The organism is Streptomyces sp. NBC_01116 (assembly GCF_041435495.1).
In the GTDB taxonomy this organism is placed as follows: Bacteria; Actinomycetota; Actinomycetes; order Streptomycetales; family Streptomycetaceae; genus Streptomyces.
Map to the genome: position 1 here is coordinate 6,913,076 of NZ_CP108644.1, position 22,088 is coordinate 6,935,163.

General features: G+C 65.8%; 21 protein-coding genes and 3 pseudogenes. 14 read left to right on the forward strand and 10 right to left on the reverse strand.

Translation table 11 applies throughout. The features are described 5' to 3' along the window. The first annotated feature begins 312 nt into the window (after positions 1 to 312). From OG245_RS30260 to OG245_RS30270, 3 genes are all read left to right on the forward strand, one after another. Positions 313 to 1,011, forward strand: a complete 699-nt coding sequence (locus OG245_RS30260; protein ID WP_371626534.1) for a hypothetical protein — start codon at positions 313 to 315, stop codon at positions 1,009 to 1,011. Positions 1,012 to 1,134: 123 nt separating this feature from the next. Continuing rightward, positions 1,135 to 1,437 carry a helix-turn-helix transcriptional regulator gene (locus OG245_RS30265; protein ID WP_371626535.1) on the forward strand — a complete coding sequence of 101 codons (303 nt, stop codon included), beginning with the start codon at positions 1,135 to 1,137 and terminating at the stop codon, positions 1,435 to 1,437. Positions 1,438 to 1,568: 131 nt separating this feature from the next. After that, entirely contained in the window at positions 1,569 to 2,738 is a 1,170-nt protein-coding gene (locus tag OG245_RS30270) for a tyrosine-type recombinase/integrase (protein WP_371626536.1), read from the forward strand. A gap of 244 nt (positions 2,739 to 2,982) precedes the next feature. Here OG245_RS30270 and OG245_RS30275 read toward each other — a convergent pair whose 3' ends face one another. Both OG245_RS30275 and OG245_RS30280 read right to left on the reverse strand, forming a co-directional pair. Continuing rightward, positions 2,983 to 3,681 (reverse strand): tyrosine-type recombinase/integrase, encoded by a 699-nt coding sequence (locus OG245_RS30275; protein WP_371626537.1) that lies wholly within the window; start codon positions 3,679 to 3,681, stop codon positions 2,983 to 2,985. 42 nt (positions 3,682 to 3,723) lie between these two features. Further along, a complete protein-coding gene (locus tag OG245_RS30280; RefSeq protein ID WP_371626538.1) occupies positions 3,724 to 4,068 on the reverse strand; it encodes a hypothetical protein in 345 nt (114 codons plus the stop codon). Positions 4,069 to 4,421: 353 nt separating this feature from the next. On the opposite strand from OG245_RS30280, the gene OG245_RS30285 reads away from it, so the two are divergent. Continuing rightward, complete coding sequence (locus OG245_RS30285) at positions 4,422 to 4,640, forward strand: helix-turn-helix domain-containing protein (RefSeq protein WP_371626539.1); 219 nt, start codon at positions 4,422 to 4,424, stop codon at positions 4,638 to 4,640. Positions 4,641 to 5,066: 426 nt separating this feature from the next. Continuing rightward, entirely contained in the window at positions 5,067 to 6,656 is a 1,590-nt protein-coding gene (locus OG245_RS30290; RefSeq protein WP_371626540.1) for a pentapeptide repeat-containing protein, read from the forward strand. Between the two features lie 3 nt (positions 6,657 to 6,659). Here the strand turns inward: OG245_RS30290 and OG245_RS30295 are convergent. The 5 genes and pseudogenes from OG245_RS30295 to OG245_RS30315 form a co-directional block, all read right to left on the reverse strand. Then, positions 6,660 to 6,784, reverse strand: a pseudogene (locus tag OG245_RS30295) (IS5/IS1182 family transposase); the annotation flags it as partial. Between the two features lie 277 nt (positions 6,785 to 7,061). Further along, the gene (gene istB / locus OG245_RS30300; RefSeq protein WP_371628028.1) at positions 7,062 to 7,760 is read right to left on the reverse strand and encodes an IS21-like element helper ATPase IstB; all 699 of its coding nucleotides are present in this window, start codon (positions 7,758 to 7,760) and stop codon (positions 7,062 to 7,064) included. A 433-nt stretch (positions 7,761 to 8,193) separates the two neighbouring features. Continuing rightward, positions 8,194 to 9,312: a DUF6615 family protein gene (locus OG245_RS30305; protein ID WP_371628029.1), complete on the reverse strand. Its 1,119-nt coding sequence runs from the start codon at positions 9,310 to 9,312 to the stop codon at positions 8,194 to 8,196. Between the two features lie 154 nt (positions 9,313 to 9,466). Continuing rightward, the gene (locus OG245_RS30310; RefSeq protein ID WP_371626541.1) at positions 9,467 to 9,712 is read right to left on the reverse strand and encodes a hypothetical protein; all 246 of its coding nucleotides are present in this window, start codon (positions 9,710 to 9,712) and stop codon (positions 9,467 to 9,469) included. Between the two features lie 101 nt (positions 9,713 to 9,813). Next, entirely contained in the window at positions 9,814 to 11,184 is a 1,371-nt protein-coding gene (locus OG245_RS30315) for a tyrosine-type recombinase/integrase (protein WP_371626542.1), read from the reverse strand. A 385-nt stretch (positions 11,185 to 11,569) separates the two neighbouring features. Between OG245_RS30315 and OG245_RS30320 the strand changes: the two genes are divergently transcribed. The 5 genes from OG245_RS30320 (at position 11,570) to OG245_RS30340 (ending at position 16,413) form a co-directional block, all read left to right on the forward strand. Next, entirely contained in the window at positions 11,570 to 11,740 is a 171-nt protein-coding gene (locus OG245_RS30320; protein WP_329923862.1) for a helix-turn-helix domain-containing protein, read from the forward strand. A 196-nt stretch (positions 11,741 to 11,936) separates the two neighbouring features. Beyond that, positions 11,937 to 12,707, forward strand: coding sequence for a transposase (locus tag OG245_RS30325; RefSeq protein ID WP_371626543.1), 771 nt, complete (start codon positions 11,937 to 11,939; stop codon positions 12,705 to 12,707). 1,038 nt (positions 12,708 to 13,745) lie between these two features. Beyond that, entirely contained in the window at positions 13,746 to 14,573 is an 828-nt protein-coding gene (locus OG245_RS30330) for a hypothetical protein (RefSeq protein WP_371626544.1), read from the forward strand. Positions 14,574 to 14,607: 34 nt separating this feature from the next. Then, entirely contained in the window at positions 14,608 to 15,978 is a 1,371-nt protein-coding gene (locus tag OG245_RS30335; RefSeq protein WP_371626545.1) for a helix-turn-helix domain-containing protein, read from the forward strand. 249 nt (positions 15,979 to 16,227) lie between these two features. Then, complete coding sequence (locus tag OG245_RS30340; RefSeq protein ID WP_371628105.1) at positions 16,228 to 16,413, forward strand: hypothetical protein; 186 nt, start codon at positions 16,228 to 16,230, stop codon at positions 16,411 to 16,413. Positions 16,414 to 16,516: 103 nt separating this feature from the next. On the opposite strand, the pseudogene OG245_RS30345 reads toward OG245_RS30340, so the two are convergent. The 3 genes and pseudogenes from OG245_RS30345 to OG245_RS30355 form a co-directional block, all read right to left on the reverse strand. Beyond that, positions 16,517 to 16,765 (reverse strand): annotated as a pseudogene (locus OG245_RS30345) (transposase family protein); the annotation flags it as partial. A 27-nt stretch (positions 16,766 to 16,792) separates the two neighbouring features. After that, positions 16,793 to 17,979, reverse strand: a pseudogene (locus tag OG245_RS30350) (dihydrofolate reductase family protein). Positions 17,980 to 18,008: 29 nt separating this feature from the next. Continuing rightward, positions 18,009 to 19,436, reverse strand: a complete 1,428-nt coding sequence (locus OG245_RS30355; protein WP_371626546.1) for a helix-turn-helix domain-containing protein — start codon at positions 19,434 to 19,436, stop codon at positions 18,009 to 18,011. A gap of 290 nt (positions 19,437 to 19,726) precedes the next feature. Between OG245_RS30355 and OG245_RS30360 the strand changes: the two genes are divergently transcribed. The 4 genes from OG245_RS30360 (at position 19,727) to OG245_RS30375 (ending at position 22,064) form a co-directional block, all read left to right on the forward strand. Continuing rightward, the gene (locus tag OG245_RS30360) at positions 19,727 to 20,335 is read left to right on the forward strand and encodes a hypothetical protein (protein ID WP_371626547.1); all 609 of its coding nucleotides are present in this window, start codon (positions 19,727 to 19,729) and stop codon (positions 20,333 to 20,335) included. A 507-nt stretch (positions 20,336 to 20,842) separates the two neighbouring features. Then, positions 20,843 to 21,046, forward strand: coding sequence for a DUF5999 family protein (locus OG245_RS30365; protein WP_037830893.1), 204 nt, complete (start codon positions 20,843 to 20,845; stop codon positions 21,044 to 21,046). After that, positions 21,043 to 21,696, forward strand: a complete 654-nt coding sequence (locus tag OG245_RS30370; protein ID WP_097930521.1) for a hypothetical protein — start codon at positions 21,043 to 21,045, stop codon at positions 21,694 to 21,696. Before OG245_RS30365 ends, OG245_RS30370 begins: the two co-directional genes overlap by 4 nt. Positions 21,697 to 21,884: 188 nt before the next feature. After that, positions 21,885 to 22,064, forward strand: a complete 180-nt coding sequence (locus OG245_RS30375) for an FxLD family lanthipeptide (protein WP_028444064.1) — start codon at positions 21,885 to 21,887, stop codon at positions 22,062 to 22,064. Positions 22,065 to 22,088: the final 24 nt, after the last annotated feature.

Below are 22,088 nucleotides of genomic sequence, written 5' to 3' on the forward strand. Positions count from 1 at the left end.
CTCTGTTCTGGTGCTTCCACTCGTTCAGGGCTGACTATTCGACAGGCTGACCTCTGTGATTCCGGCGCCAGCATGGTGGTTCGCCGATGGCAGACACATTGACCCGGGAAAGGACTGGAATCGTGCGGTGAAGCAAGCGAACCTAGATCAGCTGCGGAAGAGTGCGCGAGAGCGGCGCAAGGTAGCACGGGATCGCCGGTTACCCAAACCGGCGATTCTTCGGAGTATTGATGGTGTTCGGTCGCCGTGCGATTCGCCTGGGATGGCCGAACTGCCGTGTCTATCCATGCCTCACCCTCAAGGAGCTCTTCCATGACCGCAGTCGTCAATGAACAAACGTCTTATTTGTCCGATCGGCAGTGCTTCGCGATCCTGGACCGGGCCAGCGAAGATCCGCAGAATGGCCTCGCCCTGCGAGCCTTCCTGGCTTCCATCGCTCTCGCGGCTCTGCGCCCGGAGGAGGCCCGGGTGCTGCGCGTGCGAGACGTGGAGTTCGGGGACGACGGCACCGGTTGGCTCATGGTCCGCCCTCAGGCACAAGAGCGCCGCGAGGAGGTTTCGGACAGCGCCGGTACCGTACGGCGTGTTCCCGTCTGCCGTGAGTTGGCGGCGATTTTGAAGGAGGAGACCACCCGGCGTGATCTCCGCCCTGATGACTCGATATTTGTCCTCGACAACGGACGACCGCTGACCGCCCAGGTCTACCGAAAGACTTGGCAGCAGGCGCGAGCAGTAGCCCTGCAAGCACATGAACTGAACTCGCCGCTCGGTAGGCATGTCTCGGCTCTCCGTGACGCGCGAATTGCGGCGTGGCTGAAGAACGGCGACCAGACGGCGGGCCACATCCTTGCGGTGGCCGAATGCGCCGGAATGGACGCTCCTCGCCTCGCCGAACGCTTCGCGAACTGCCTTCGCAAGCCGACCCGGGACGAAATCCCTTGGGATCGACTCGAAGCCGCCTTGGCCCTTCCTGAGCCGAGCCAGCCGACTTCGACCGCACGGCGTCCGTAGCGGCACACCGGGTCGCGGCTTGTCCGCGATTCGTGCCTGCCTCACGACAGGCACCGGCTGCGCGGACCAATGGTTTCCGCCCAGTCAGGTTCGCCTCTCCCGGCCCTCACAGAGAACCCCCAGATGCCTGCACGACCCTTGCCTGCCCCCACTGCTTCCTCCACGGCGGTACGCGCGGCATTCCTGACCGTGAAGGACGCCGCCGATTACCTCGGCCTCTCACCCCACACCCTCTACGTCTGGCGCCACCGCCGGCAGGGACCGCCGAGCTTTCGCATGGGCCCTCGCGGTCGCGTCATGTACCGAGTGGAAGCCCTCGACGCCTGGGTCCGCGAACAGGAGCAGGCCGACTCCCGCTCCAACCCCGCCCTCAACCCACTCAGCGTCCGCCCGCAGGAGCGTTCCGCCAGCTTTACCACCGCCTGACACAGCCTCCTGCGCCGTAGAACGTCGCCGTCACCCTCATCACAAAGGAGTTCCACCTGGCCGGCTACATAGAAGACCGATGGCTGAAGAAGCGCCCGAACCCGAAAACCGGCAAACGCGACCGCACCGCCATGTACGGCAAGTGCACCCGCTACCGAGTCAAGGGCATCCCCGGCGTCAAGGACCGTTCCTTCGACGCACTTCAGGACGCCAAGACCTGGCTCGCCCAGGCCCAGACCGATGCACGCCGAGGCGAGTTCGTCGATCCCCGGGACGGGGCCATCTCCGTCAAGGACTACATTGCGACCCACTGGTGGCCCACTCAGAGCGGTGACCCGTCCACGATCGAGCGGATCGAGCAGAGGGTACGCCGCCACATCGTTCCCCACCTGGGTGCTCAGCCGCTCAACGCCATCGGCACGGAAGTCCTGCGGCACTGGAAGAAGCGGCTGGAGAAGGACCTCGGTCCGACCTCGATCCGTCTGGTCTGGGCGACGCTCTCCAGCGTCCTCCAGGCTGCGGTCGAGGACCGTCGCCTCGGACGCAACCCATGCCGGTCCAGCACGGTCGGGCCTCCGCCCGCGGCCCCTGGCAGGGTTGAGGCGTGGCCGCCCGAACGGGTGCTGGCGGTACGGGAGGCTCTGCCGGACCGCTACCGGATACTCCTCGTGATCGGAGCAGGTCTCGGGCTCCGCCAAGGGGAAGCGCTCGGACTCTCAGCGGACGATATCGACTTCGAGAAGGAAGTCGTCCACGTCCGGCGGCAGATCAAGATGGTGCGAGCGAAACTGTGCTTCGCGCTTCCGAAGGGCCGCAAGGTCCGGGACGTGCCGCTGCCGGCCAGCGTGGCCCGGGCAATCCGGCAGCACATGGAGCAGTTCGCACCGATCCCGGTCACGCTGCCCTGGGACGACCCGACTCCGGCCGAGACGCCGGTGGAGGCCAAGCACCGGCGGCCGAGGACCTACAGCCTCCTGGTGACGGGACGTGAGCGGAAGGCCATCAACCGGAACTACTTCAACTCCTATGTGTGGAAGCCCGCTCTGGCCACGGCGGGTGTGATCGCCGCGCTGGACGAGGGCACCGATGGTGCTCGCGTGTGGGAGCCGTCCCGGGAGCACGGCTTTCACGCCCTGCGCCACTTCTTCGCCTCCGAGGAACTGGAGTCTGGCGAATCGGTCGTCTCCCTGGCACGCTGGCTGGGGCACTCGGACCCCGGGTTCACGCTGCGGAAGTACTCCCACTTCCTGCCCCGCGCCGGCGCACGAGGTAGCGCCGCCATCGACGTGATCTTCGCGTAGCCGCGATCGGTCCGCTGGGCCCGTGGAGTGTGGCTCGTAGCCCGCCGCAGGCCCAAAGTCCCAGAGGAGTCCCAGACATGCCGCCGCCCCCCTTCCTGACCTGCTGAATGGCAGGTCAGACGGGGTGCGGCGGCATCGGCGTATCAGATGTCCCGGAACTCCACCACTATGACCTTGACCTGCATGGACGGCACCGCCTGAAGATCATCTTGCACAAATGTTGCACAAGGTGGGTTGATCAAGGTCAAGCAGCCTTCGAATACATGCCCTTGACCGCCTGGCGGACCTTCGACCCGGCGCCCGCGACGCGGTGGACATACTTACGGAGAGTACACGCCGGATCGGAGTGTCCGAGCCTGTCCGCGAGCGTGTACACGTCCACCCCGCCGTTGATCATCATGGACGCGTACAGGTGCCGGAGAGCATGCATCATCTTGTCGTGCGACTTCTCCCACCGGCGACCCCTAGCCGTGGGGTCCAGCGGGGCGATGAGCCCGACCGCGGCGAGTGCGGGCTTCCATACGTCGCTGTTGAACCAGTTCGATTGGATGGCGGTCTTCTCCCGGGTGTAGAAGATCAACCGCACCGTCACCGGCCGGCTGTGCCTGGTGCGGTGAGGCCGTGTCACTTCGACCGGCGGGAACTTCTCCATGTGCTCCTTGAGGGCCTGGGCTACGGCGTCGTCCAGCTCAACCCAGCGGTCCTTGGGGTCGTCGTCATCCCCACCCTTGGGCCTGTCGAAGACCAATACAGGCCCGGCGTGTGCCACCTGGCTCTGAATGTGGACCATAGGCCCGTCGGGGTGCTCCCAGTCGATGCCATCGGGGCTGAGACCGAAGATCTCCCCTTGGCGCATCCCGAGTCCTCGCCCGCAGTCGACGAGCGCCTTGTACCGCTCCGGCAGCTCGACACGGATCTTGTCGGTGTCGTCCCATTTCAGCACCAGTTCCTTGGGGCCTGATCCGCCGCGCTTCGGCTTGACGGCCTACACCGCTCGCAGATGGCACGGGTTCTTCCGGATCAGTTCGTCGTCCACCGCCAGGTCAAAGGCGGACTGAAGGTTGTTGAAGACCAACCGCAAGGTTGAGTCCTCCAGCAACTCGCGTTGCCCCCTGAGCCAGTCCCGCAGCGCCGAGGCTGACACGTCCTTGACCCGCATCTTCCCTAGGGGCGTGGGGACGACGTGAAGCCGTATCCGCTGTTCGTGACGCTGGTACGTGCGCCGATTGTCGAAGGTCTGTCCGTCGAGCCACAGCGTGACCAGCTCGCTCACCCGGATAGCCCCGGCCTTGGGGTTGACGTAGGTCCCGTCATCGACGCCGGCCCGCATTTTCGTCTCGTGCTTCTTGGCGTCGACTTCCTTCGCGAACAGCTCGGTCTGCTGGACGCCCTCCCGGGTCCCGCCACCGCGCCTGCCACCGCTTCCCGACCCCGTGATCCCTCGTCGGAGACTTGCCGTGTTCCTTGCAGACCGGGTCTCCGGCCCTCGGGCGCGACTTGCGCCAAGGGTCGTACGGCATGCAGGCAACTCCTCAACATCGGGCGGCCTTTGATGCTATTGGCGAGAGATGTGGTGATACGGCCGCCATGTGAGCGAATGAAAAATTGATCCCTTGTGGGAAAAATTGCCGCTCTCTACCGTCGGCTGGAGTAGGTAACGATCAGCAGGAGACGGAGAGCCCCATGGCCTCGAAGCGTCCAGGAGCAGGCAGCGAGCCCCTGCGCGCCAAGGCGGCGGCGGAGGAAGTCGCAGCGTATCTACGAGTTGGCGTAGAGACTCTCTATAAGTGGCGGTACGCGAGAACGGGCCCGCAGGGCGTTCGCACCGTGAAGTACCTCCGCTATGACTGGGAGGACATCGAGGCGTGGTGGGCTGAGAAGAGGGCGCAGCAGACGGCATGACGTCGCATGCCGTACGGCATGTCTGCGCGGCCGTCATTCGGTAGCACGCTGGTCGCCGAGTACTACTGCGCGAGCCTGACCATGCGGTAGCTCTCGCCGCTGTTTGGCGTTTCCCCCGGCCACGGTGCACCGGGCTGAGCACCAGCCGTGGCGTTCAGCGACTACCTTGTCGAACTCGGCAACCGTGATCGGGACACCAACGTCCTCGCTGACGTGACAGCTACCACCCCAACAACGTCGTCCGCTTCCGCCCCCAACTGGCCACACTGCGGGCGTAGTGCCGACCCGGCCACGGATCCGGTCGGCTGTCGTGGGCGACGAGTGGCGCCGCATGCCGAATGCCTGGCGCATCTCAGCGACGCCGACCGTTCCGCGTACCTGGCTCGCCTGCGCCCTGGGGATAGCCTCGACCATCGCGGCACCATTATGAGTGAGAGCCTGCTGAGGGCGTTGCTCGCCCCGACCATCGATTCGGAGACAAGGAAGCCCGTTTTGGGGCACCTCCGGTTCGACCATGCGGAGATTCTCGGGGATGCCGGTTTCGACCGCGTGACGGTGCGCGGGAAGGTCTCATTCCGCCACACCAAGGTCCGAGGGAACGTCCGCTTCGTGAGAGCGGAGATCGGTGGGAGCGCCGAGTTCAACGACGCGAGGATCGAGGGGAGCGCGTTCTTCGGCCACACAAAGATTGGCAGCGTCTTGAGCGGTATGCCCGGCTCCGTGAACCGACGAAGCGTCTCGTTCAACGGTGCTGAGATCCGCTCGGTCGTCGGGTTCGCCCACGCCGAGATCAGTGGGGATGTGGTATTTGTCAGGGCGAAGATCGGCGGCGAACTCCAGTTCAACGGCGCTGAGATCGGGGGGAACGTATTGTTCCGCTACACGGCGATCGGCTGGGGCGCCACGTTCAGAGGCGCCGTTTTCAGAAGCGCCACTGAGGTCGGGACGCTGGTGTGCAAGGACGCAGTGGACCTCTCAGAGGCGACCTTCGAGTCCGGCGTGACGATAGAGGCGTCGGCTCGCGCCGTGATATGCCGACGGACTCGGTGGGCCTCCACCGCCACACTGCGCCTGCGGTTCGCCAAGGTGGACCTGAGCAACGCGTTCATGGAGTACCCGGTGAGTGTCTCCGCTCATCCTCGGCCTTTCGCCCGCGGCGGAGGGGAGATGGCTGAACCTGAAGTGCCTGGCCCTCTCGTTCGGGTCACATCGCTGCGGGGCGTGGATGCCGCGCACCTGGTACTCGCCGACGTCGACCTGTCCCGGTGTCGGTTCGCCGGAGCCATCCACCTTGATCAGTTGCGGATGGAGGGACGGTGCCCCTTTGCTGCAGTTCCCTCCGGGATCCATCGGCGAGGACTCTGGCCGGTTCGTTGGACGCCACGTCGCATCCTGGCGGAAGAGCAGCACTGGCGTACCCACACCACCAGCGCAGCTGGCTGGACTCCCAGTCAGTCGGGGGAGCCACCGGAGCCGGCCGCACTGGCACCGATATACCGGCAACTACGCAAGGCCTTTGAGGACTCCAAGGACGAGCCCGGTGCCGCCGACTTCTACTACGGCGAGATGGAAATGCGGCGGCTTAACCGCGATACACCCCGAGCCGAACGGGCGTTGCTGGCCGCGTACTGGGCGGCTTCCGGTTACGGGCTCCGGGCCTCGCGAGCTATGGGCTTGCTACTGGTGTCCATGACCACCACCGTGCTGGTGATGATGCTGTGGGGCCTACCGAAAGACGATCCTAAACCCGAAAGCACAGGCACTCTCAACGGCCCGAGAATCACGATCACGACCGATACGCCTGACCCAGTCAACCCCGACGGCCCGCTCCTGAAGCGTCTGTCCACCGATCGATTCGAGAAGTCGCTGCAGGTGGTCATCAACTCCGTGGTGTTCCGATCCTCTGGGCAGGACCTGACCACCGGGGGAACCTACATCGAGATGGGTTCCCGCCTTGCTGAACCGGCCCTGCTCGGCCTCGCGGTCCTGGCGGTCCGGGGACGCCTTAAACGATAGTGACCGCGGCCCGTCGACCAAGCAACGGACCAGTCCAGCCTCGCCGCCGCGTTGAGTTCGGCGAGTAGGACCTTGTGGAGCCGCTGCCACACGCCAGCTTCGTTCCACTCCCGCAGTCGGCGCCAGCACGTCCGTTACGGGACACTTTGGCTCAAGGCCGCGCTACCCAACTGAGCAGTGAGCTCCAGAGGGTTCTATGGCATAGCGGACCTGTTGCCCGCGCACGGTCGGCCCCTTGATGAGCCCCCGCGTATGGCAAAGGCGCTAGCTGGGTTGGCAGTTCGAGGGTCGCCCCTGCTCCAGTGGACGCGTGTCAGCTTGGTCAGGTTCATGCCTGTGCGTAACGGAAAGCACTCAAAGTGACCGTCCTAGTGAAAGCCGCGGGCCGCCACCCTTAGCTTGATCTCATGGCAGCTGGCGAGCGTCAACAAGAGAAGGGGCGCGAGGGTGTCTACTTCGCGCGTGAATGGCTTGAGAGCACAACGCGCGCATGCGGTAGCCGTCGCTCTTCAGCGAGATGACCTCGGCATGGTGGACGAGGCGGTCGATCATCGCGGCGGCGATGGTGTCGTCGCCGAAGACCTCGCCCCAGCGTCCGAAGGGCTTGTTGCTGGTCACGATCACCGAGGCGCGTTCGTAGCGGCCTGAGATGAACTGAAAGAACAGGTTCGCAGCCTCGGGCTCGAAGGGGATGTAACCGACCTCGTCGACCACGATCAGCGGGATCCGTCCCAGCCGGGTCAGCTCATCGCTCAGACGCCCTGCCTGGTGGGCCTCGGCAAGGCGGGTGACCCACTGGGCGGCGGTGCCGAACGCGACCCGGTGGCCGGCCTGGCAGGCCCGGATGCCGAGCCCGGTGGCGAGGTGGGTCTTGCCGGTGCCGGGCGGCCCCAGAAAGATCACATTTTCCTTTCCGGCGACGAAGTCCAGCGTCCCCAGATGGGCGATGGCCTCGCGTTTCACGGACCGCTGGTGATCGAAGTCGAAGTCCTCCAGCGACTTGCGGGTGGGGGAAACGAGCCGCCCGGACGCGCCCTTCGGCGCCGTGGGAGTCGCGGGCGGCGACCTCCTTTGCAGGCAGCCAGATACTCCTCGTGGCTCCAGCCCTCATCACGGGCCCGCTCGGCGAGCCGAGCGGCAGCATCCCGCAGGGCCGGGCCTTCAACGCCTAGGTCAGATAGATCAGTTCGGAGCCGACGTCGCGGCTGGTCCTGGCCTGGTTGGTGCTGTTCTTCGTGCTCATCACGCTGCCCCTTCGCCCGTGCTCAGTCCGCCGTCGATGACGCCGAAGATCCGGTCGTAGGTGTCCAGCGACCGCTCCTCGACCTCCGTCGCATCCGTCGGCGCCGGTTCCGTGCCGGCTGCCGCCTTGCGGGAGGCCGCGGCAGCAGCCGCGTCGTGAGCACACGAGGTAGTGGGCGCAGGGGAGTTGGGACATTGGGAAGGCCTCGATGTAAGCCACCGCGTGAACGAGCAGGCCTCTGCCGCGTTCTCCCAAGAAAGGCGGCAGGTGCCTGCTCACAGAGTTGGCTCCCCGCTAGGGTCGGACGCACCCGAGGAAGTCCGAAGGCGGTTCGTTCCTGTCGTCGTCGCTGACGTCGTACAGAATCGTGCAGCGGGTAGGGACGGGAGGCGGTGGGGGCTCAAGCTCATGGGCGTCCAGCAGTGCCCGGACATGTCCGGGCAGCACCTGCGGGCCCTCATGCAGGACCGCGTCAGCAGCCTCGGACGTATCCTCGTACGGCACCTGAGCGAAGGCTTCTTCCCCCCACCTCATGTGACTGGGCGTCACTCGTCGAGAGGGGTCGGAGCGCTCACCCCTGGATTCATCACCAACAGACTTCTGAGACGTGGCTGCATCCCTGGCCGAGGAGAATGTTCGGCCATTGGCTCGGACGCGCCGTTGGCTGGGAAGTGCGCCAGCCACCGCCGCGCGCCCGGAGCCATCCAGATGCTGCACGGCTGTGAAGATGCTTCGCAGTACCTCTTCGCCGCCGCGCCGTGTATGCGGCAGCCGTTCGTCGCACAGAACACGATTCCAAGGAAGGGAACTCTGCCACAGCCGTTTATGGCGGATGTTCTGGTACTGCTGCCGTCGGTACAGCTCAGCCTGTACGTCGTGCGCGGACACGAGGCTGCAGCCATGGTGCGAGCCGTCCTGGGCTACATGGCCGCAGAGAAGGCCGGCATTTGCGGCTTTGTCCTGCTCGCCGCCGTCCCAGGCCCAGTGGTTGTAGAGCAGATAGAGCGGCATGCACTGCACGGCAGCCGCGTGCTGGATCAACTGGTCGCACTGGTAGGCCCGCTGCTTCTTCACTGCGTGCTCGAAGAGATAACGGCCGTACCGGTCTGCTTTCTTGGCTTGAATCCGCAGTCCGATGCCGTGGGATCGGTTGTGTATCCACATCTCCCAGTCGGCGCCGTTAACGCGTTCCGCGGACTTGTCGAACTGGATTACCTTGACTCGACGGTCAAGGAACTCGCGGAAATGGCGCATGTTCATGTCTGTGAAACTCTCCTCGTTGGGGGCGGGAGGGCTTCTGTATCCGCTCTCCAGCCAGCGGAAGGTGTCACTGGCCATCCACAGCAGCACGCTGCACAAGGACGATCGGTTACCTGGCAGCGGCCTGGAGGGAGCGGCGGCGTCGAGCGTCATCACGTTGCCAAGCCAACCAGACGGCACCGACAGCGTGGCACGAGGCCGGTCACAGCAAGCGGGCTCGCCGTGTCCATGTCTCTCGAACAGGGAGAACGGGGTCACGGCGGCCAGAGCCCCGCCGTCCGCGCTACCCCCGCTGAACTTTGTATGTCTACCTACGAGGAACGGGGTTACCTTCGTCGAGGCGCAGGGCTTCGTACGCGTCGGTCACGAGCCGGAAGGCGGCGTCCTCGGCCGACACAAGGTCAATTTCGAACGGGCCTACGGCGAAGAGGGGTCTGCGTTCGTCGTCGTCGACCTTCCAGTTAAGCCCGCGGTTGAACTGCTCGGACAAGGCGTCGTCCGGCTTTCGGTCCTTGCGCGGCACGCGCGGCTGCTGCAGGTGCCCGATTCCCATGGCGTAGTCCCGGAACTCGTAGACAGACTTCTGACCTGCGCAAATGACCCCTCTCGAAGATCATCTTGCACGGTTGTCGCGCAAGCCGAACGGAGCAGGACTCACGCGGCCCTGGTGTAGGCGCTCCGGACCGCGATGCGGACCTTAGAACCGGCTCCCACGACCCGGTGCACGTATTTACGCAGGGTAAACGCGGGATCGGCGTGTCCGAGGCGGTCCGCGAGCGTGTACACGTCTACCCCGCCGTTGATCATCATCGACGCGTACAAGTGTCGGAGCGCGTGCATCATCACGTCGCGGGACTTCTCCCAGCGTCGTCCCTTCGCGTCGGGCTCAAGGGGCTTGATGAGGCCGGCCGACGCCAGGGCCGGCTTCCAGCAGTAGGAGTTGAACCAATTCGACTGAATGGCGGTCTTCTCCCGAGTGTAGAAGATCAGCCGCACCGTGACCGGGTCGCCGCCTTTGCTGCCCCACGGTCGGGTCACCTCGACCGGCGGGTACTTCTCCATGTGCTCGCGGAGGGGGATGGCCACGTCGTCGGTCAGTTCGACCCACCGGTCCTTCGGGTCCTCGTCGTCTCCGCCCTTGGGGAGGGCGTATACGAGGAACGAGCCGTCGTGGACTACTTGCCGTTGCACGTGCACCATGGCGCCGTCCGGATGTGCCCAGTCGATATCTTCTGGTGACAGGCCGAATATCTCTCCTTGCCGAAGACCCAGGCCGCGACCACAGTCGACGAGAGCTTTATAGCGGTCTGGAAGTTCGGCACGGATCTTCTCGGTGTCCTCCCATGTCAGGGTCAGCTCTGCCCGGCCGCCACCTCCTCGCTTCGGCTTGGCGTCCTGCACCGATTTGGCGAGGCACGGATTTTTGTGTATCAGGCTGTCGTCCACGGCCAGGTCAAAGACAGCCCGAAGATTGTCGAAGACCAGGCGCAGCGTGGAACTTTCGAGCAGCCTGCGACGGTCGTGCAGCCAGTCCAGCAAAGATGAGGCGTTCACGTCCTTTACGCGCATCTTCCCAACTGCGGTAGGAACGACGTGCAGGAGAACCCGCTCCTTGTGGCGTCGGTAAGTCCGTGGATTCTTGTGTTCGTGCCCCTTGAGCCACGTAAGGGCGAGTTCACCGACCCTGACCTCACCGGCACGAGGGTTGATGTACGAGCCGTCGTCCACTCCGGACCGCATCTTGGTCTCGTGCTTGCGGGCTTCGACCTCGGTGCGGAACAGTTCCGTCTGCTGGACATCTTCCCGGTTGCGCCATCGGGCCTGCCACCGCTTCCCCGTCCCGTGATCCCGCGTCGGGACTTTGCCGTGTTCCTTGCAGGTCGACTCCCCGTCTTTCGGGCGCGACTTGTGCCAGCGGTCGTACGGCATCGACTCAACTCCTAGTTTCCAACGGCCCTTTGAGTCTATTTGTGGACTCTTTCTAATCAGGGCCATCGTCGCCGGCGAGATTGTCTGCCCGTTCATCGCGCCCTGAGTGAATTGGATGTTGATCCAGGCGAGCTGAAGATGTCAAATGCATTCTTGGGGTCTTCGCGACAAAGGGTGCAGAGTGGTAGAGAAGATTTCACCTAGGTGAATGCTCGCTGAGGGTTCGGCGAGCCCTCGCCGAACCCTCAGCGAAGATTCGCCGGTGTCCTTTGAGAGTTCGCAAGAGTCGTAGGTATTTCGTCGAAAGGCCCTCTGTTTGGTCCGGCCGGAATTTAATGCAAACGTTCCGTGCACCACCACGGCGGAATACCGCTCACGTGGTTCTTTCCTGCCTGCTTCGAACCGTTCTGGAGTGCCCATGCGTCGAACCACTGCCCGCGCGGAAGAAGCCGCTGGCGGCGCGGGGGACCGTTGTCCCTTGATGAGCGCGGAGGAGTTGGCTGACTTTCTGGGCGTACCGCTGAACACGGTCTATATATGGAATCACCGACGCCAGGGGCCGCGAGCCCACAAGGTCGGACGCTATTTGCGCTACCGCTGGCCGGAGGTAGAGGCATGGCTGCAAGCTCAAGCGGTGAATCGCGCGACCTGATCGGCCAAGATTGGCTGGCGCCCTTGTCCTTGGTCGGGCGACAGAACCCGGCGTACAGCCCGACTCGTCTGCCCCCACCTGGGCCTTTGCCTCGGAAAGGGCCTCTGACCTGCGTCGGAGGCCCTTTCCGGTCTTTCAGGGGTGCTGCGCTAAGACCCGTCCCGTAACTGCTGGTCAGGGGTGAGATGATCTTGCTGTGTCTGGTGTGATCACGGCGTCGCAGCCCTCCTGGATAGGCCCGTTCAGCGGGCTGAGCCCGCGTCAGTTCGGCAAGCTGATCACTGCGCTCCGGCGGGAAGGTGCGGATCCGGTGCGTAAGGGCCGGCCGTGGAGCCTGCCGCTGGAGGACCGCGTCCTGTTGGTCGCCGCCTACTGGCGGACGAACCTGACCCTGCGGCAGCTGGCGCCGCTCTTTGGGGTGTCGAAGTCCGCGGCCGACCGCATCATCGACCACCTCGGGCCATCGCTCGCCCTCCAACAGCGCAAGCGGTTCCGCAAGGACACCGTGCTGATCGTCGACGGCACCCTGGTCCCCACCCGCGACCACAGCATCGCCGAACAGTCCAAGAACTACCGGTACTCCACCAACCACCAGGTCGTCATCGACGCGGACACCCGGCTGGTCGTCGCGGTCGGCCGCCCGTTGCCCGGCAACCGAAACGACTGCAAGGCGTGGGAGCTGTCCGGCGCGAAGGCCGCCGTCGGCAGGACCACGGTCATCGCCGACGGCGGCTACCGGGGCACCGGCCTGGTCATCCCGCACCGCCGCGAACCCGGCCAGAGCGAACTGGAGCCATGGAAAGAGGAGCACAACGCCTCGCACCGCAAGGTCCGCGCCCGCGTCGAGCACGCCTTCGCCCGGATGAAGACCTGGAAGATCCTCCGCGACTGCCGCCTCAAAGGTGACGGCGTCCACCACGCGATGCTCGGCATCGCCCGCCTGCACAACCTCACCCTCGCCGGGTGACGAAGGAACAAGCAGGTCAGCGAGCACGCCGTAGATCATTTACGGGACAACGCTTAGGCAGCGAAAAGTCCCTCGGACAGGGCTGAAAGTCCCTGAAAAATCCCTGGAGCGGAGGGGCGGATGACGCCTCTGAGCTGGTCGGGGGTGATGTGAAATCACGCTGTCGCTCCCTCCCTCAGTCTGTCACTGCCGTGAGGTGGGGGATGGCCTGCGGCGGAGTGACTGTGGTCTGGGCATGGTGCCGACCAGTCCCCCTGGGCACCTTCTGGTACCAGCAGACCGGAGACGAGGTCCCACGGTCGGTGATGGGCGAACTACACGACGCGGTACTCGACGCACAGCAGCAGAACCGGTGACAACCAACCGCGCTGTTCCCGTACCTCTGCGACGGAGGGCGGAATCAGACGGAAGCCGCCTGCGCTTTCACTGAAATGCGAAACACCGATCAAGCGAGTCGCGTTCGAAGCCAGATACGAGCAGCGGGTCCGTACGTGGCGGCAGAGGGAACGAGCATGCAGGTGATGCTCGTGCCAGCAGGTTCGCTCCACTGGGACGACGGTGAGGACGGGACGAGCGTTGCGCCGGCCGGTGCAGGCAAGCACTCTTTCAGCGCCGGAGGGCACGACCCAGGGAGGGAAGGTCGGGCGGGCGAGCTCACCGGCCGACTGAAAACGTCACGCCGATCCGACCGCGACTCGAACCGTGAGACCGCGTACACCCTCCCCGGGCCCAGCGCCTGGCTTGTGCTCGCCGATGACTGGCTTGTGCTCGCCGATGAACTGAGCGCGGTTGGCGCACTGAGCACCTCCGAGACGATGCCTTCAACGGGCCGTTCCTCCGGTCCACGGCTGTTCGCCTGCAGCCCCAGGCCCAGCGCATTCTCTGTCGGTCAAGGGCGCGTGCACGAATTCGTCTGGGCGCACGGGGCGGTGTGACGTCTGGAGAAGACGGCGTGAGCCCGGTTTCGGAAAGAAGAAGATCTTCGGCGGCTTCTGATGAAGAATCGGCGGCAGAGACACCGCTACGGAGGAACCAGTCGTGAACGTGATGCGCTTCGACACTGGCGCCGGGGACTTCGCCCTCAGCATCCAAGAGGAGAGCGTGCAGCTTCTCCGGGGCATGGGCACGATCTGCCTCCAGATGGGCCTGAAGGTGAAGGCGCCGGATCCCACCACGGAGGGCCGCAGGCTCTTGGCGTTGCAGGTCGATCTCTACGGCACCGGACAGCCGTACCAGCGAACGCTCATCGGGCGGGTGACGGAGATGCTCCCGTTCAGCCCCAAGATCGGCGCCGCGAGCACGGTCCTGAAGTTCCTCCTCACCCCGGCCCAACTCCACGCCGTCAACGAGGCTCGCCTTGGTGGAGATCTACGGATGGAGCTGGAAATCACCGGCACGCTTCCTCAGGCTGCCGGCTACCCCGGGAGCACGACGGAGGTATTGCATTTCAGCGTTGCCAAGAGCCGCTGGATCGATCAGATCAACGCACTCGGTCCTTCCGTCGCCTTCGAGATGCAGGTCCCGTTCCCTCTTCAGGACGACCCCCGCGCGGAGCCGGCCCAGCGTCTGCGTGCCGCGCAGCGTCGGCTCCTGGAGGACGACATCGACGGCGCGATTCTGGAAGCCCGCAGGGCCCTGGAGTGGATCCGGCTTCACAGCGGATGGACCTGGCCTCTCAATAAAGATCCCCGCCAGCGCGGCAAGGACGAGCGGTGGGCGGCGATCCGCGTGGCCGTGGAGGACCAGACCAGTGGATCGGTGCATGAGGACGAGGTCACGAAGACGTTCACGTACAGCCGGGACGAGGCCAAGGCGCTGATCGCCATTGCCGCCGCGCTGCTGACAGTGGTGGACAAGCCCGTCTGAGTCGTTGGACTCGGGGTGACAGTAGAGTCTGTACATGGTGACGCGACTGGGCAGGATCGAAGCCCTGCTGGGCCAGCGGCTCGATGAACTGGACTACCAAAGCATCGCTGAGCTTGTGGGCACTCCTGAAGCAGCCGAGGGCGAAGACCTCGACTACAAGCAGGCGCACTACAGCCAGGACGAGCGGGGTCGCGAGGAGCTGGCCAAGGACATCGCTGCTTTCGCCAATCACACAGGCGGGCTCCTCGTCATCGGGATGGCGGAGAGCAGAGGCGTGCCCAGTCGGGTGTTCGACGTTGACTTGGACGATGCTCGACTACGCCATATCCGACAGGTCATCGTGGCCAATACGGCGCCGCCTGTTCCCTACGAGCCCATCCCTGTCCACAACCCCGACGCACCGGGCAACGGCTTCCTGCTGCTGGCCGTGCCACGCAGTCCCGCTGGCCCGCACGCCGTGACAGCCCCCGCGAGCAAGTCGTCCAGAGACGTTCTGCGCTACCCCCGGCGCGGTGGCAGCAGAACCGAGTGGCTGACTGAAACCGACGTCGCCACCGCCTACCGCGCACGTTTCACCGCAGCGGCCGAGCGCGGACAGCGCCTCGCCGACATCGAAGAGGACCTGGTCGACGCCCTGGCGGCTCGCACCACACCGCATGTGATTGTCACTGTGGTTCCCGAGCAGCCCGGCGACATGGTGATCGATTCCGCGCGATTCACCCGCTACCAGCGAGAGCTCCTTGGCACTCAGCTCTACCTCGGGCAGCCAGCCAGCAACTTCGGTCGGGTGAACGTCGGTCCGCGGCGGCTGATCGTGACAGATGGGGGCGGCAGGTACTCCGCGCGCGCCGAGCTGCACCGCGACGGCAGCGCCACCATTGCGCTGCCCTTGAATGGGCGGATCCATGTGGGCGACTACGAGGAAGCCCAACTCCACACCGCGGAGCCCGGAGACGTCGTGTATCCGTTGCTGTGCGCCCTGCCTTTCTTGGCAGCCCACGCACGCGACCGGGCAGCCGCCAGCGGTCTCGCACAAGCCAACGTCACTCTGGTGGCTGACATGGCCGCACATCCGACGCAGGCCCGGGTAATCGATCTCGACCGGCCAGACATCGTGCCTTTCCGTGTTGACCGGGTCGATCCGGCGACAGGGCGGCCGCGGCCACTGACGGCTGAGTACTACCCGCACGCTACGGCAGAAGCCGGCGTCCTCCTTGACGACCTAGCTGACTGCGAGCGCGGTCTCCTGCAAGCCACCGCCGTCCTCGCCGACGAACTTTTGCAGACCTATGGCTATCCCGAGACCGGGCTCATTACCCGCGCAGGGGAGCTCAACCCCACCGGCTTCTCAGAGCGCACCTCAGGGGCCGTCACCGAATGGGCACAGCAGCGCGGTTTGCTGTGACCAACAAAAGTTGGAGCCCCAGTCAGCTTCGCTCTGACCGGGGCTCTTTTTCCGTTCACCGTCAGGCGGAACGATGCTGCTGTGATGGGTCGTTTCTGTGCGGCGGCGCCATCCTCGGCAGCAGAGGAGGCGTGTCTGCCTTCGGCGCTAACATCACGGACAGCCGCCAGGGGATTACGGGCGTGCGGTACGAGCTGCACGACCTTCTCGGCGACGTTGCGAGCGAGGTCGTCGAGGACGGACTGGTAGATGGCTCGCGTGATCCGGGTCTCGGAGTGGCCGAGAGTCTCCGAGACGACCTTGATGTCGACGGGACTCGCCAAACAGGGCGAGTACCCGGTCAAGGTGCTGCGCCTCGGCAACGCCTACCGGGTGGTGACGGCTGACCTGTTGAAGCTGCTTGGTCTGGAGCGCCGGCAGCCCGGCGGAGACTAGGTGCATTTCCAGCGGCGCCTCTCCAGGGTGAGGACCGCCTTGGCGGTTGACGTCATGTGGCTGGGCCTAATTCGGGAGCTGCGGGAGACGCGCCAGGACGGATCTTGAGCAGGCCGAAGGCCTGCGCGGCCAGGAGGCCGATCACCGCGGTGGTGTAGGCGTGTGCCGTGCCGACCGAGATCTCGAAGCCAGCGGCTACCTGAGCCATGGTGTCGTGCTTATGCAGGTGCACCAGAGCGACGAGCGCGCGTTGGCGCGGCGGGAGCTTGCAGCGGCGATCACCCTCGCGGGCGACGATGAGGGCCTTAATTAACCCTGATCTCGAATGACCGTCAAAGCGGATCAAGCCCAGACCCTGGAGGTTCCCTGAATCCGAGGATCAGAGGAGGTGCCGGTTCGGCGCCTGTGCAGCGTTTGCGTACTCAGGCAGTGCAAGAACTGTGACGCCGGCGTCTTCGAGGGTCTCGGTGCCATCGGCGCCGACGACGAACGTATCCGGTTCGCTCCAAGCGGTGACGACGCGGCGGAGGCCCACGTCGCGGATGAGCTGGGCGCAGGGGCGAGGTCGGGATGCCCGTCTGGCGCATGGCTCCAAAGAGCTGTAGATCGTGGCGGTGGCGAGCCGGGCGTCCTCGGCGGGGAGCTTGGCGAGGGCCCCTTCCTCTGCGTGGTCGTGGGGGTCGCTCTCACGGGAGTAGCCGCGGGCGAGCTCGGTCCCGTCGGCCGCGACGATGACCGCCCCCACGCTGAAGGCGGTCTCCGAAGGTGGGCAGAGGGCGGCCAGCTCACAGGCGAGGGTGAGCCAGTTCCGGTCTGCGCTGTTGGGCTCGCGGCCGGTGCCGGGGGCGCCGGCTGAAGAGGTGATGCTCATCGGGGCTCCGTCGAGGTGTCCTTGGGGGCGTACCTCAGGAGTACCACGTCACCGATCTGGCGGGTCTCCAGGAGCCGGAGGCGGGCGGCCGGGCCGCCGGGGTAGCTCGCGGGGCCGAGCATCCTTACCGCATCGGACTGGCCGACCAGGAGCGGGGCGATGACGAGTTGGAGTTCGTCGGCAAGAGCGGCTTCGAGGAGCTGTGTGTGAACGGTGCCACCCCCTTCGACCATGAGCCGCTTGACGGCGTACTCGTCACCGAGGATGTCGAGCGCGGCCGGCCATACGGCCTCGGCGGGGACGCTCTGAACGGTAGCCAGGTCACCGAGGTTGGCGCGAGCCTTCGCGGTGGCCTCGTGGCCCACGGCCAGGACGAGCTTGTCTCCGCCGTGGTGCCAGAACTTCCAGCCGGGGTCGAGATTGCCCGTTCCTGTGATGGTGACCTTCAGCGGGTACTCCGGCTCACCGGCGGCGACCCGGGACGCCCTGCGTTCCGTCGAGTTGACGAGGAGTCGGGGGTTGTCGGCGCGGAGTGTGCCGGCGCCAACAAGGATCGCGTCGACACTGGCTCGTACGGAGTCGACGCGCTCGAAGTCCTCCTTGTTGGAGAGCAGGAGCCGGTCCTCGCCCGGGCGGGTGTCGAGGTGGCCGTCGATCGATACAGCTGCGGACAGCAGGACGTACGGGCGGGGCACGGTATCTCCAGGCGGTGTACGCGGGTGAGTCAGGCGGGATGCAGAACGATGCGGTCGAGTGAGGCGCGGAACTCGGCGACGCCGTCCTCACCGGTTGCGGGGGCCAGTGCCTGGTCGAGCCGGTCGAGCTGTCCGAAAATGCGGGCAGATCCGGTCTCGGCGGCGATCCCGACGGCCTGCCCACCGATTCGGGCAGCGAGGGTCACGTTGCCTGTGCCCGCATGGGCACGTGCAGCGCGAGCGAGGTAGACACCGCGGTCCCGGCGATATGCGGACGGAAGCACTGCGAGGGCGCTGTCGAAGCCTGCCGCGGCCTGCTCATACTCGCCGAGTGCGGCGAGGGAGCGAGCTCGGGCGGTGCTGATGTACGCCGCATCGAGCCAGGAACCCCAGACACCGTCGGAGCCCGCGCGCCCGAGAAGAGCAAGCGCGGTGTCGTAAGCCCTGTGGGCTTCGCTGCCTTCACCGAGTACGGCACGCGCGTGGGCCTCGTGCAGAACGGCGATGACTTCGAGGCGGCTCCCGGGTCGGGCGGTGCGTCGGGCGGCTGCGGCGAGGCCGAGAGCGTCGGCAGGATGACCGGTGTCGACAGCCAACTGTGCCTTACGGCCGAGGATGTACGCGGTGAGATCGGTGTCGCCGGTGATGTGGGAAGCGTCCAGTGCCTTCGCGGTGTGGCCGTGGGCGGTGCGCTCGTCGCCGATGTCCTGGGCGAACCAGCCTGCCAGCTCTTCGTATCGCGTCTCCAAGGCGAGAAGCTCGACGGCGTCGGTGCCACGAGCGGATCGACGTCTTGTGGCAAGGGAGACGAGGTGTTGTTCCAGGGCGGGCAACACGTGCCGGGGGCCGATGAGGTTGTCGGTCTGGATCATGACCCGGCGGAGTTGCGCGAAGTGCTCGAAGGGAGACCCCATGTCGGCGAGTTCGGTGGCAGCCGCCGGCGTCGCGGCCGGCATGGCTGTCGCAGCCAGGCCGGCGATCCCTGATGCGAGAACAACGCGGCGGGGCACGGGCACGAAGAGGATCCTTCCGTGGATGCGGGCGGGGACGACGACCGTGTCCGTGTCGTCTCCAAGCGAGCCTGCCCGCACGACCGCGTTCATGGCCAGGGTCTCTGGGGCGCTGGCCCCATGGCCCCGGGTACTGGCCCCATGAGTCGCTGTCCCGGCTCTGGACACCGGGACAGAGCAATCCTGGGGGGCCTCGCGCTCCGCGCTGTCCCAGCCACGAACCAATGCACCGGCGGCATCGAGGATGTCGTCGAGAGTGATGGCCGCATGTTTCGGGACGGGACGTTCAGCGCGCTCGAAGCGCCCGAGATGTGAACGGTCGATCAACGCCCTGCGAGCCAGAGCCTGCTGCGACAGCAGACGGGCCTCGCGGAACTGGCGTAGCTCGTAACCCCAGCGGTGCCATGGGCCGGCGTCCGGAGTCAGCTCGTTCGGCTGCTGCCCCACGCTTCCTCCTCCACCGTGGACTTTCGTTCACCCGCGGTCGATGTCAGCGACAGGGGCGGCTCTCCATGGGGCCTGCGGAGCCAGCGTGTGAGGCTCCATCTAGGGCCTGCCCACCGGGGCTCCGTACCGCTTTCATCGTCGGTACGAGCTGATCACACGGTATCCGAACGGCGCCTGGCACGGACCTGATTCACGTCAGTGGCGAACGTAGTGGTCGGTCGGACCGAACGCATTGCGCAACCGTCGGATGAGCCCTGCGCGGGCTGAGCGCGATCTAGGGGAAGGCGACCATGAAGACACGTAGAAGCCTGGGCGACATGATCGCCGTCTCCAGTCCACGGATCAGCCTGATGGGATCCCGGGACCGAACGGACACCGACACTGCTCGAACCCAGGAGTGGCACCGCAAACCCGCCCCGCTGGAGCGTCCGGCGCGCAGGGGCGAGCTCGTCCGGCTCCGTCAGCAGTTCCGTCGCGAGGCGACCGAAAGGTGCGACCGCCGCTCCGGTGATCGCCGTCTCCGTGTGTTGGCGTACAGCTTGGTGCTTAGCAGGCGTGCCAGGCCGGATGAGGACTGGAACACCCACCAGACCGAGGCTGAGCAGCGTGGCTACGCAATGGGAGCGAGGTTTCACGACGTAGCCGTTCCCGTGACCACGACGTGCCTCCCCGGCTCGGGTGCCGGCTGTGGCGTCTACACGCCGCCCTGGAAGCGCCCTGGTTGGGGGGAGGTCGAGCGACTGATCCGAGGCGGCTTCGCGGACGGCGTGATCGTCCTCGACCGGCACAACATCAGCTCCGATGACGACGAGTATCGCGCTGTGATCAAGGAGCTGGGTGAGCGGTACCAGGCATTCATCCACCTCGTGATCCCCGAGGAGCTGTCCGGTCCGACTTGAAGGCGACCGTTGCGGTGGATGGATGCGAAGGGCTGGGGCTGGAGACAGGCCATCGCTCAGGTTCTCCTCGTCGTCACCGTGTTCGCAGTGCTCGTCACCGTCTACCAATCCGCCTGACCGGAGGGCCGTTTTGACGTTCGAGGGATACACCAACCAGGCAACACATTTCCTGCCGCTCCGTGAGGTGGGACTCGAGCTTTGCATCGTGCCTGCAGGTGACCCGCAGGGCGCGGCATGACCGCGATTAAAGAGACCTGCGCGTGCAGTGGTCGTCTCACCCGGATCCCTGCTTCGTTGTCGAGTGGGGGGAGGGAGACCACTCACGCTCGAGGGCGACCGCACTGCCACCACCCTGGGGCGCTTGTACGGCTACAGCGAAGCAGCCATAGCGGCCCTCATGGGGCGGTGCCACAAGTCCCCCTCTTCGGCCGTGACCGAACCGTGTTCCCCCACGGCACCGTAGCTGGCCGAAGAGGTCCCAACTTCCCACCCGAGAGGACGAGCACCATGTGTGCGCACAACCCGCCGTGCCCCACGGCCATGGCTCCCGACAGGGAGGCCGCGCGACCCGTCGCGCACCGCCCTGAGCAGGGCTGGAGCCTGCTGTGCAACGGAGTGCTTGTCTTCGAGGACACCGGAGAACTCCTCCCCGACGGCCGTATCGTCGCCCCCCACCGGCCGCTCGCGCTCACGGTCGGAAGCGCGGCATGACGATCACCGCAGCCGACCTGGTCGTTCCGTACATCACCGCCCGTGAAGGCGAAGAGGCGGACTCCCTCCTCAACCTGAACGTACGCATCGGTCCTGACCGGCGCCCGCGGCTCGGGTACAAGGACGAGGCAGGGCCCGACCGAGATCTCCGCGGCGTGCTGTGGGCCCGGTACTCCATGTCACTCGGCTTCGCGGGACAGCCCACCGGGAACCCGAGGTGGCGGCTGGTGCACCCGCTCCGCCAGCGCATCACGATGGCGCTCCTGCGCTGCCAGGTGTGCACGGTCCCGCTGAAGCGTAGCGACGGCATCCTCTTCGTGGAGACGGCCGACGACGGCGACGACTACACCGGGCCGGTGAAGACCGCGCAGCCGCCGGTGTGTCTGGAGCACGCCCGGATGGCGGCCCGGCGGTGCCCCCGGCTCAGGAGCCAGGGCCACGTCGCCCTGCTGGCCACGCGGTTCCCGCTCTACGGCGTCATCGGCACCCCGTACCAGTACACCGCCGACGGCATCCAGCCCCTCGCCGCCTCGGACGCTCCACTGCCCTACAACCACCCCCAGATCGACTGGTTCCTCGCCTCTCAGCTCGTACGCGAACTGCGGGACTACGAGGTCGTCAGCCTGGACGATCTTGTGCCCGCCGCATAGACGGCTGCTCGACGGTCCTGGGCAAAGGACCGGACCGTCGAGCAGCACCCCAGAGCTTCCCGGCCCGACCATCGGACCGGGATGGCCAGAACCTGACCCCATGGCGTAGCCCCGTCGCTACGCCACGGTCCTCAGTGCGCTGGCAAGCACCACCTGTCCTACACACCAACGAATCACCTGGAGTTGTTATGACGCGAATCGTCACCAAGAGCACCACCCAGGTCCAGGAGCCGACGGCCGGCGGCCAGTCGGACGGGTTCGACCTGAACGTCTCCCTCCTGGAGGTGTCCGATGCGGCCGGGCTGACCGTCCTGACCGACGACGGGTGCGGCAGCTCCTGCGGTGCCTGCGTCACCTTCACTGACTGACCCTGACCGTCTGAACCCGGCCAT

Bases quoted from the DNA above. Each gene is read 5' to 3' on its own strand.
- OG245_RS30260 (WP_371626534.1), top strand. From the start codon at position 313: ATGACCGCAGTCGTCAATGAACAAACGTCTTATTTGTCCGATCGGCAG.
- OG245_RS30265 (WP_371626535.1), top strand. From the start codon at position 1,135: ATGCCTGCACGACCCTTGCCTGCCCCCACTGCTTCCTCCACGGCGGTA.
- OG245_RS30270 (WP_371626536.1), top strand. From the start codon at position 1,569: ATGTACGGCAAGTGCACCCGCTACCGAGTCAAGGGCATCCCCGGCGTC.
- OG245_RS30280 (WP_371626538.1), bottom strand. From the start codon at position 4,068: ATGCGGGCCGGCGTCGATGACGGGACCTACGTCAACCCCAAGGCCGGG.
- OG245_RS30285 (WP_371626539.1), top strand. From the start codon at position 4,422: ATGGCCTCGAAGCGTCCAGGAGCAGGCAGCGAGCCCCTGCGCGCCAAG.
- OG245_RS30290 (WP_371626540.1), top strand. From the start codon at position 5,067: ATGAGTGAGAGCCTGCTGAGGGCGTTGCTCGCCCCGACCATCGATTCG.
- OG245_RS30305 (WP_371628029.1), bottom strand. From the start codon at position 9,312: ATGACGCTCGACGCCGCCGCTCCCTCCAGGCCGCTGCCAGGTAACCGA.
- OG245_RS30310 (WP_371626541.1), bottom strand. From the start codon at position 9,712: ATGGGAATCGGGCACCTGCAGCAGCCGCGCGTGCCGCGCAAGGACCGA.
- OG245_RS30315 (WP_371626542.1), bottom strand. From the start codon at position 11,184: ATGAACGGGCAGACAATCTCGCCGGCGACGATGGCCCTGATTAGAAAG.
- OG245_RS30320 (WP_329923862.1), top strand. From the start codon at position 11,570: ATGAGCGCGGAGGAGTTGGCTGACTTTCTGGGCGTACCGCTGAACACG.
- OG245_RS30335 (WP_371626545.1), top strand. From the start codon at position 14,608: ATGGTGACGCGACTGGGCAGGATCGAAGCCCTGCTGGGCCAGCGGCTC.
- OG245_RS30340 (WP_371628105.1), top strand. From the start codon at position 16,228: ATGGCTCGCGTGATCCGGGTCTCGGAGTGGCCGAGAGTCTCCGAGACG.
- OG245_RS30360 (WP_371626547.1), top strand. From the start codon at position 19,727: ATGAAGACACGTAGAAGCCTGGGCGACATGATCGCCGTCTCCAGTCCA.
- OG245_RS30365 (WP_037830893.1), top strand. From the start codon at position 20,843: ATGTGTGCGCACAACCCGCCGTGCCCCACGGCCATGGCTCCCGACAGG.
- OG245_RS30370 (WP_097930521.1), top strand. From the start codon at position 21,043: ATGACGATCACCGCAGCCGACCTGGTCGTTCCGTACATCACCGCCCGT.
- OG245_RS30375 (WP_028444064.1), top strand. From the start codon at position 21,885: ATGACGCGAATCGTCACCAAGAGCACCACCCAGGTCCAGGAGCCGACG.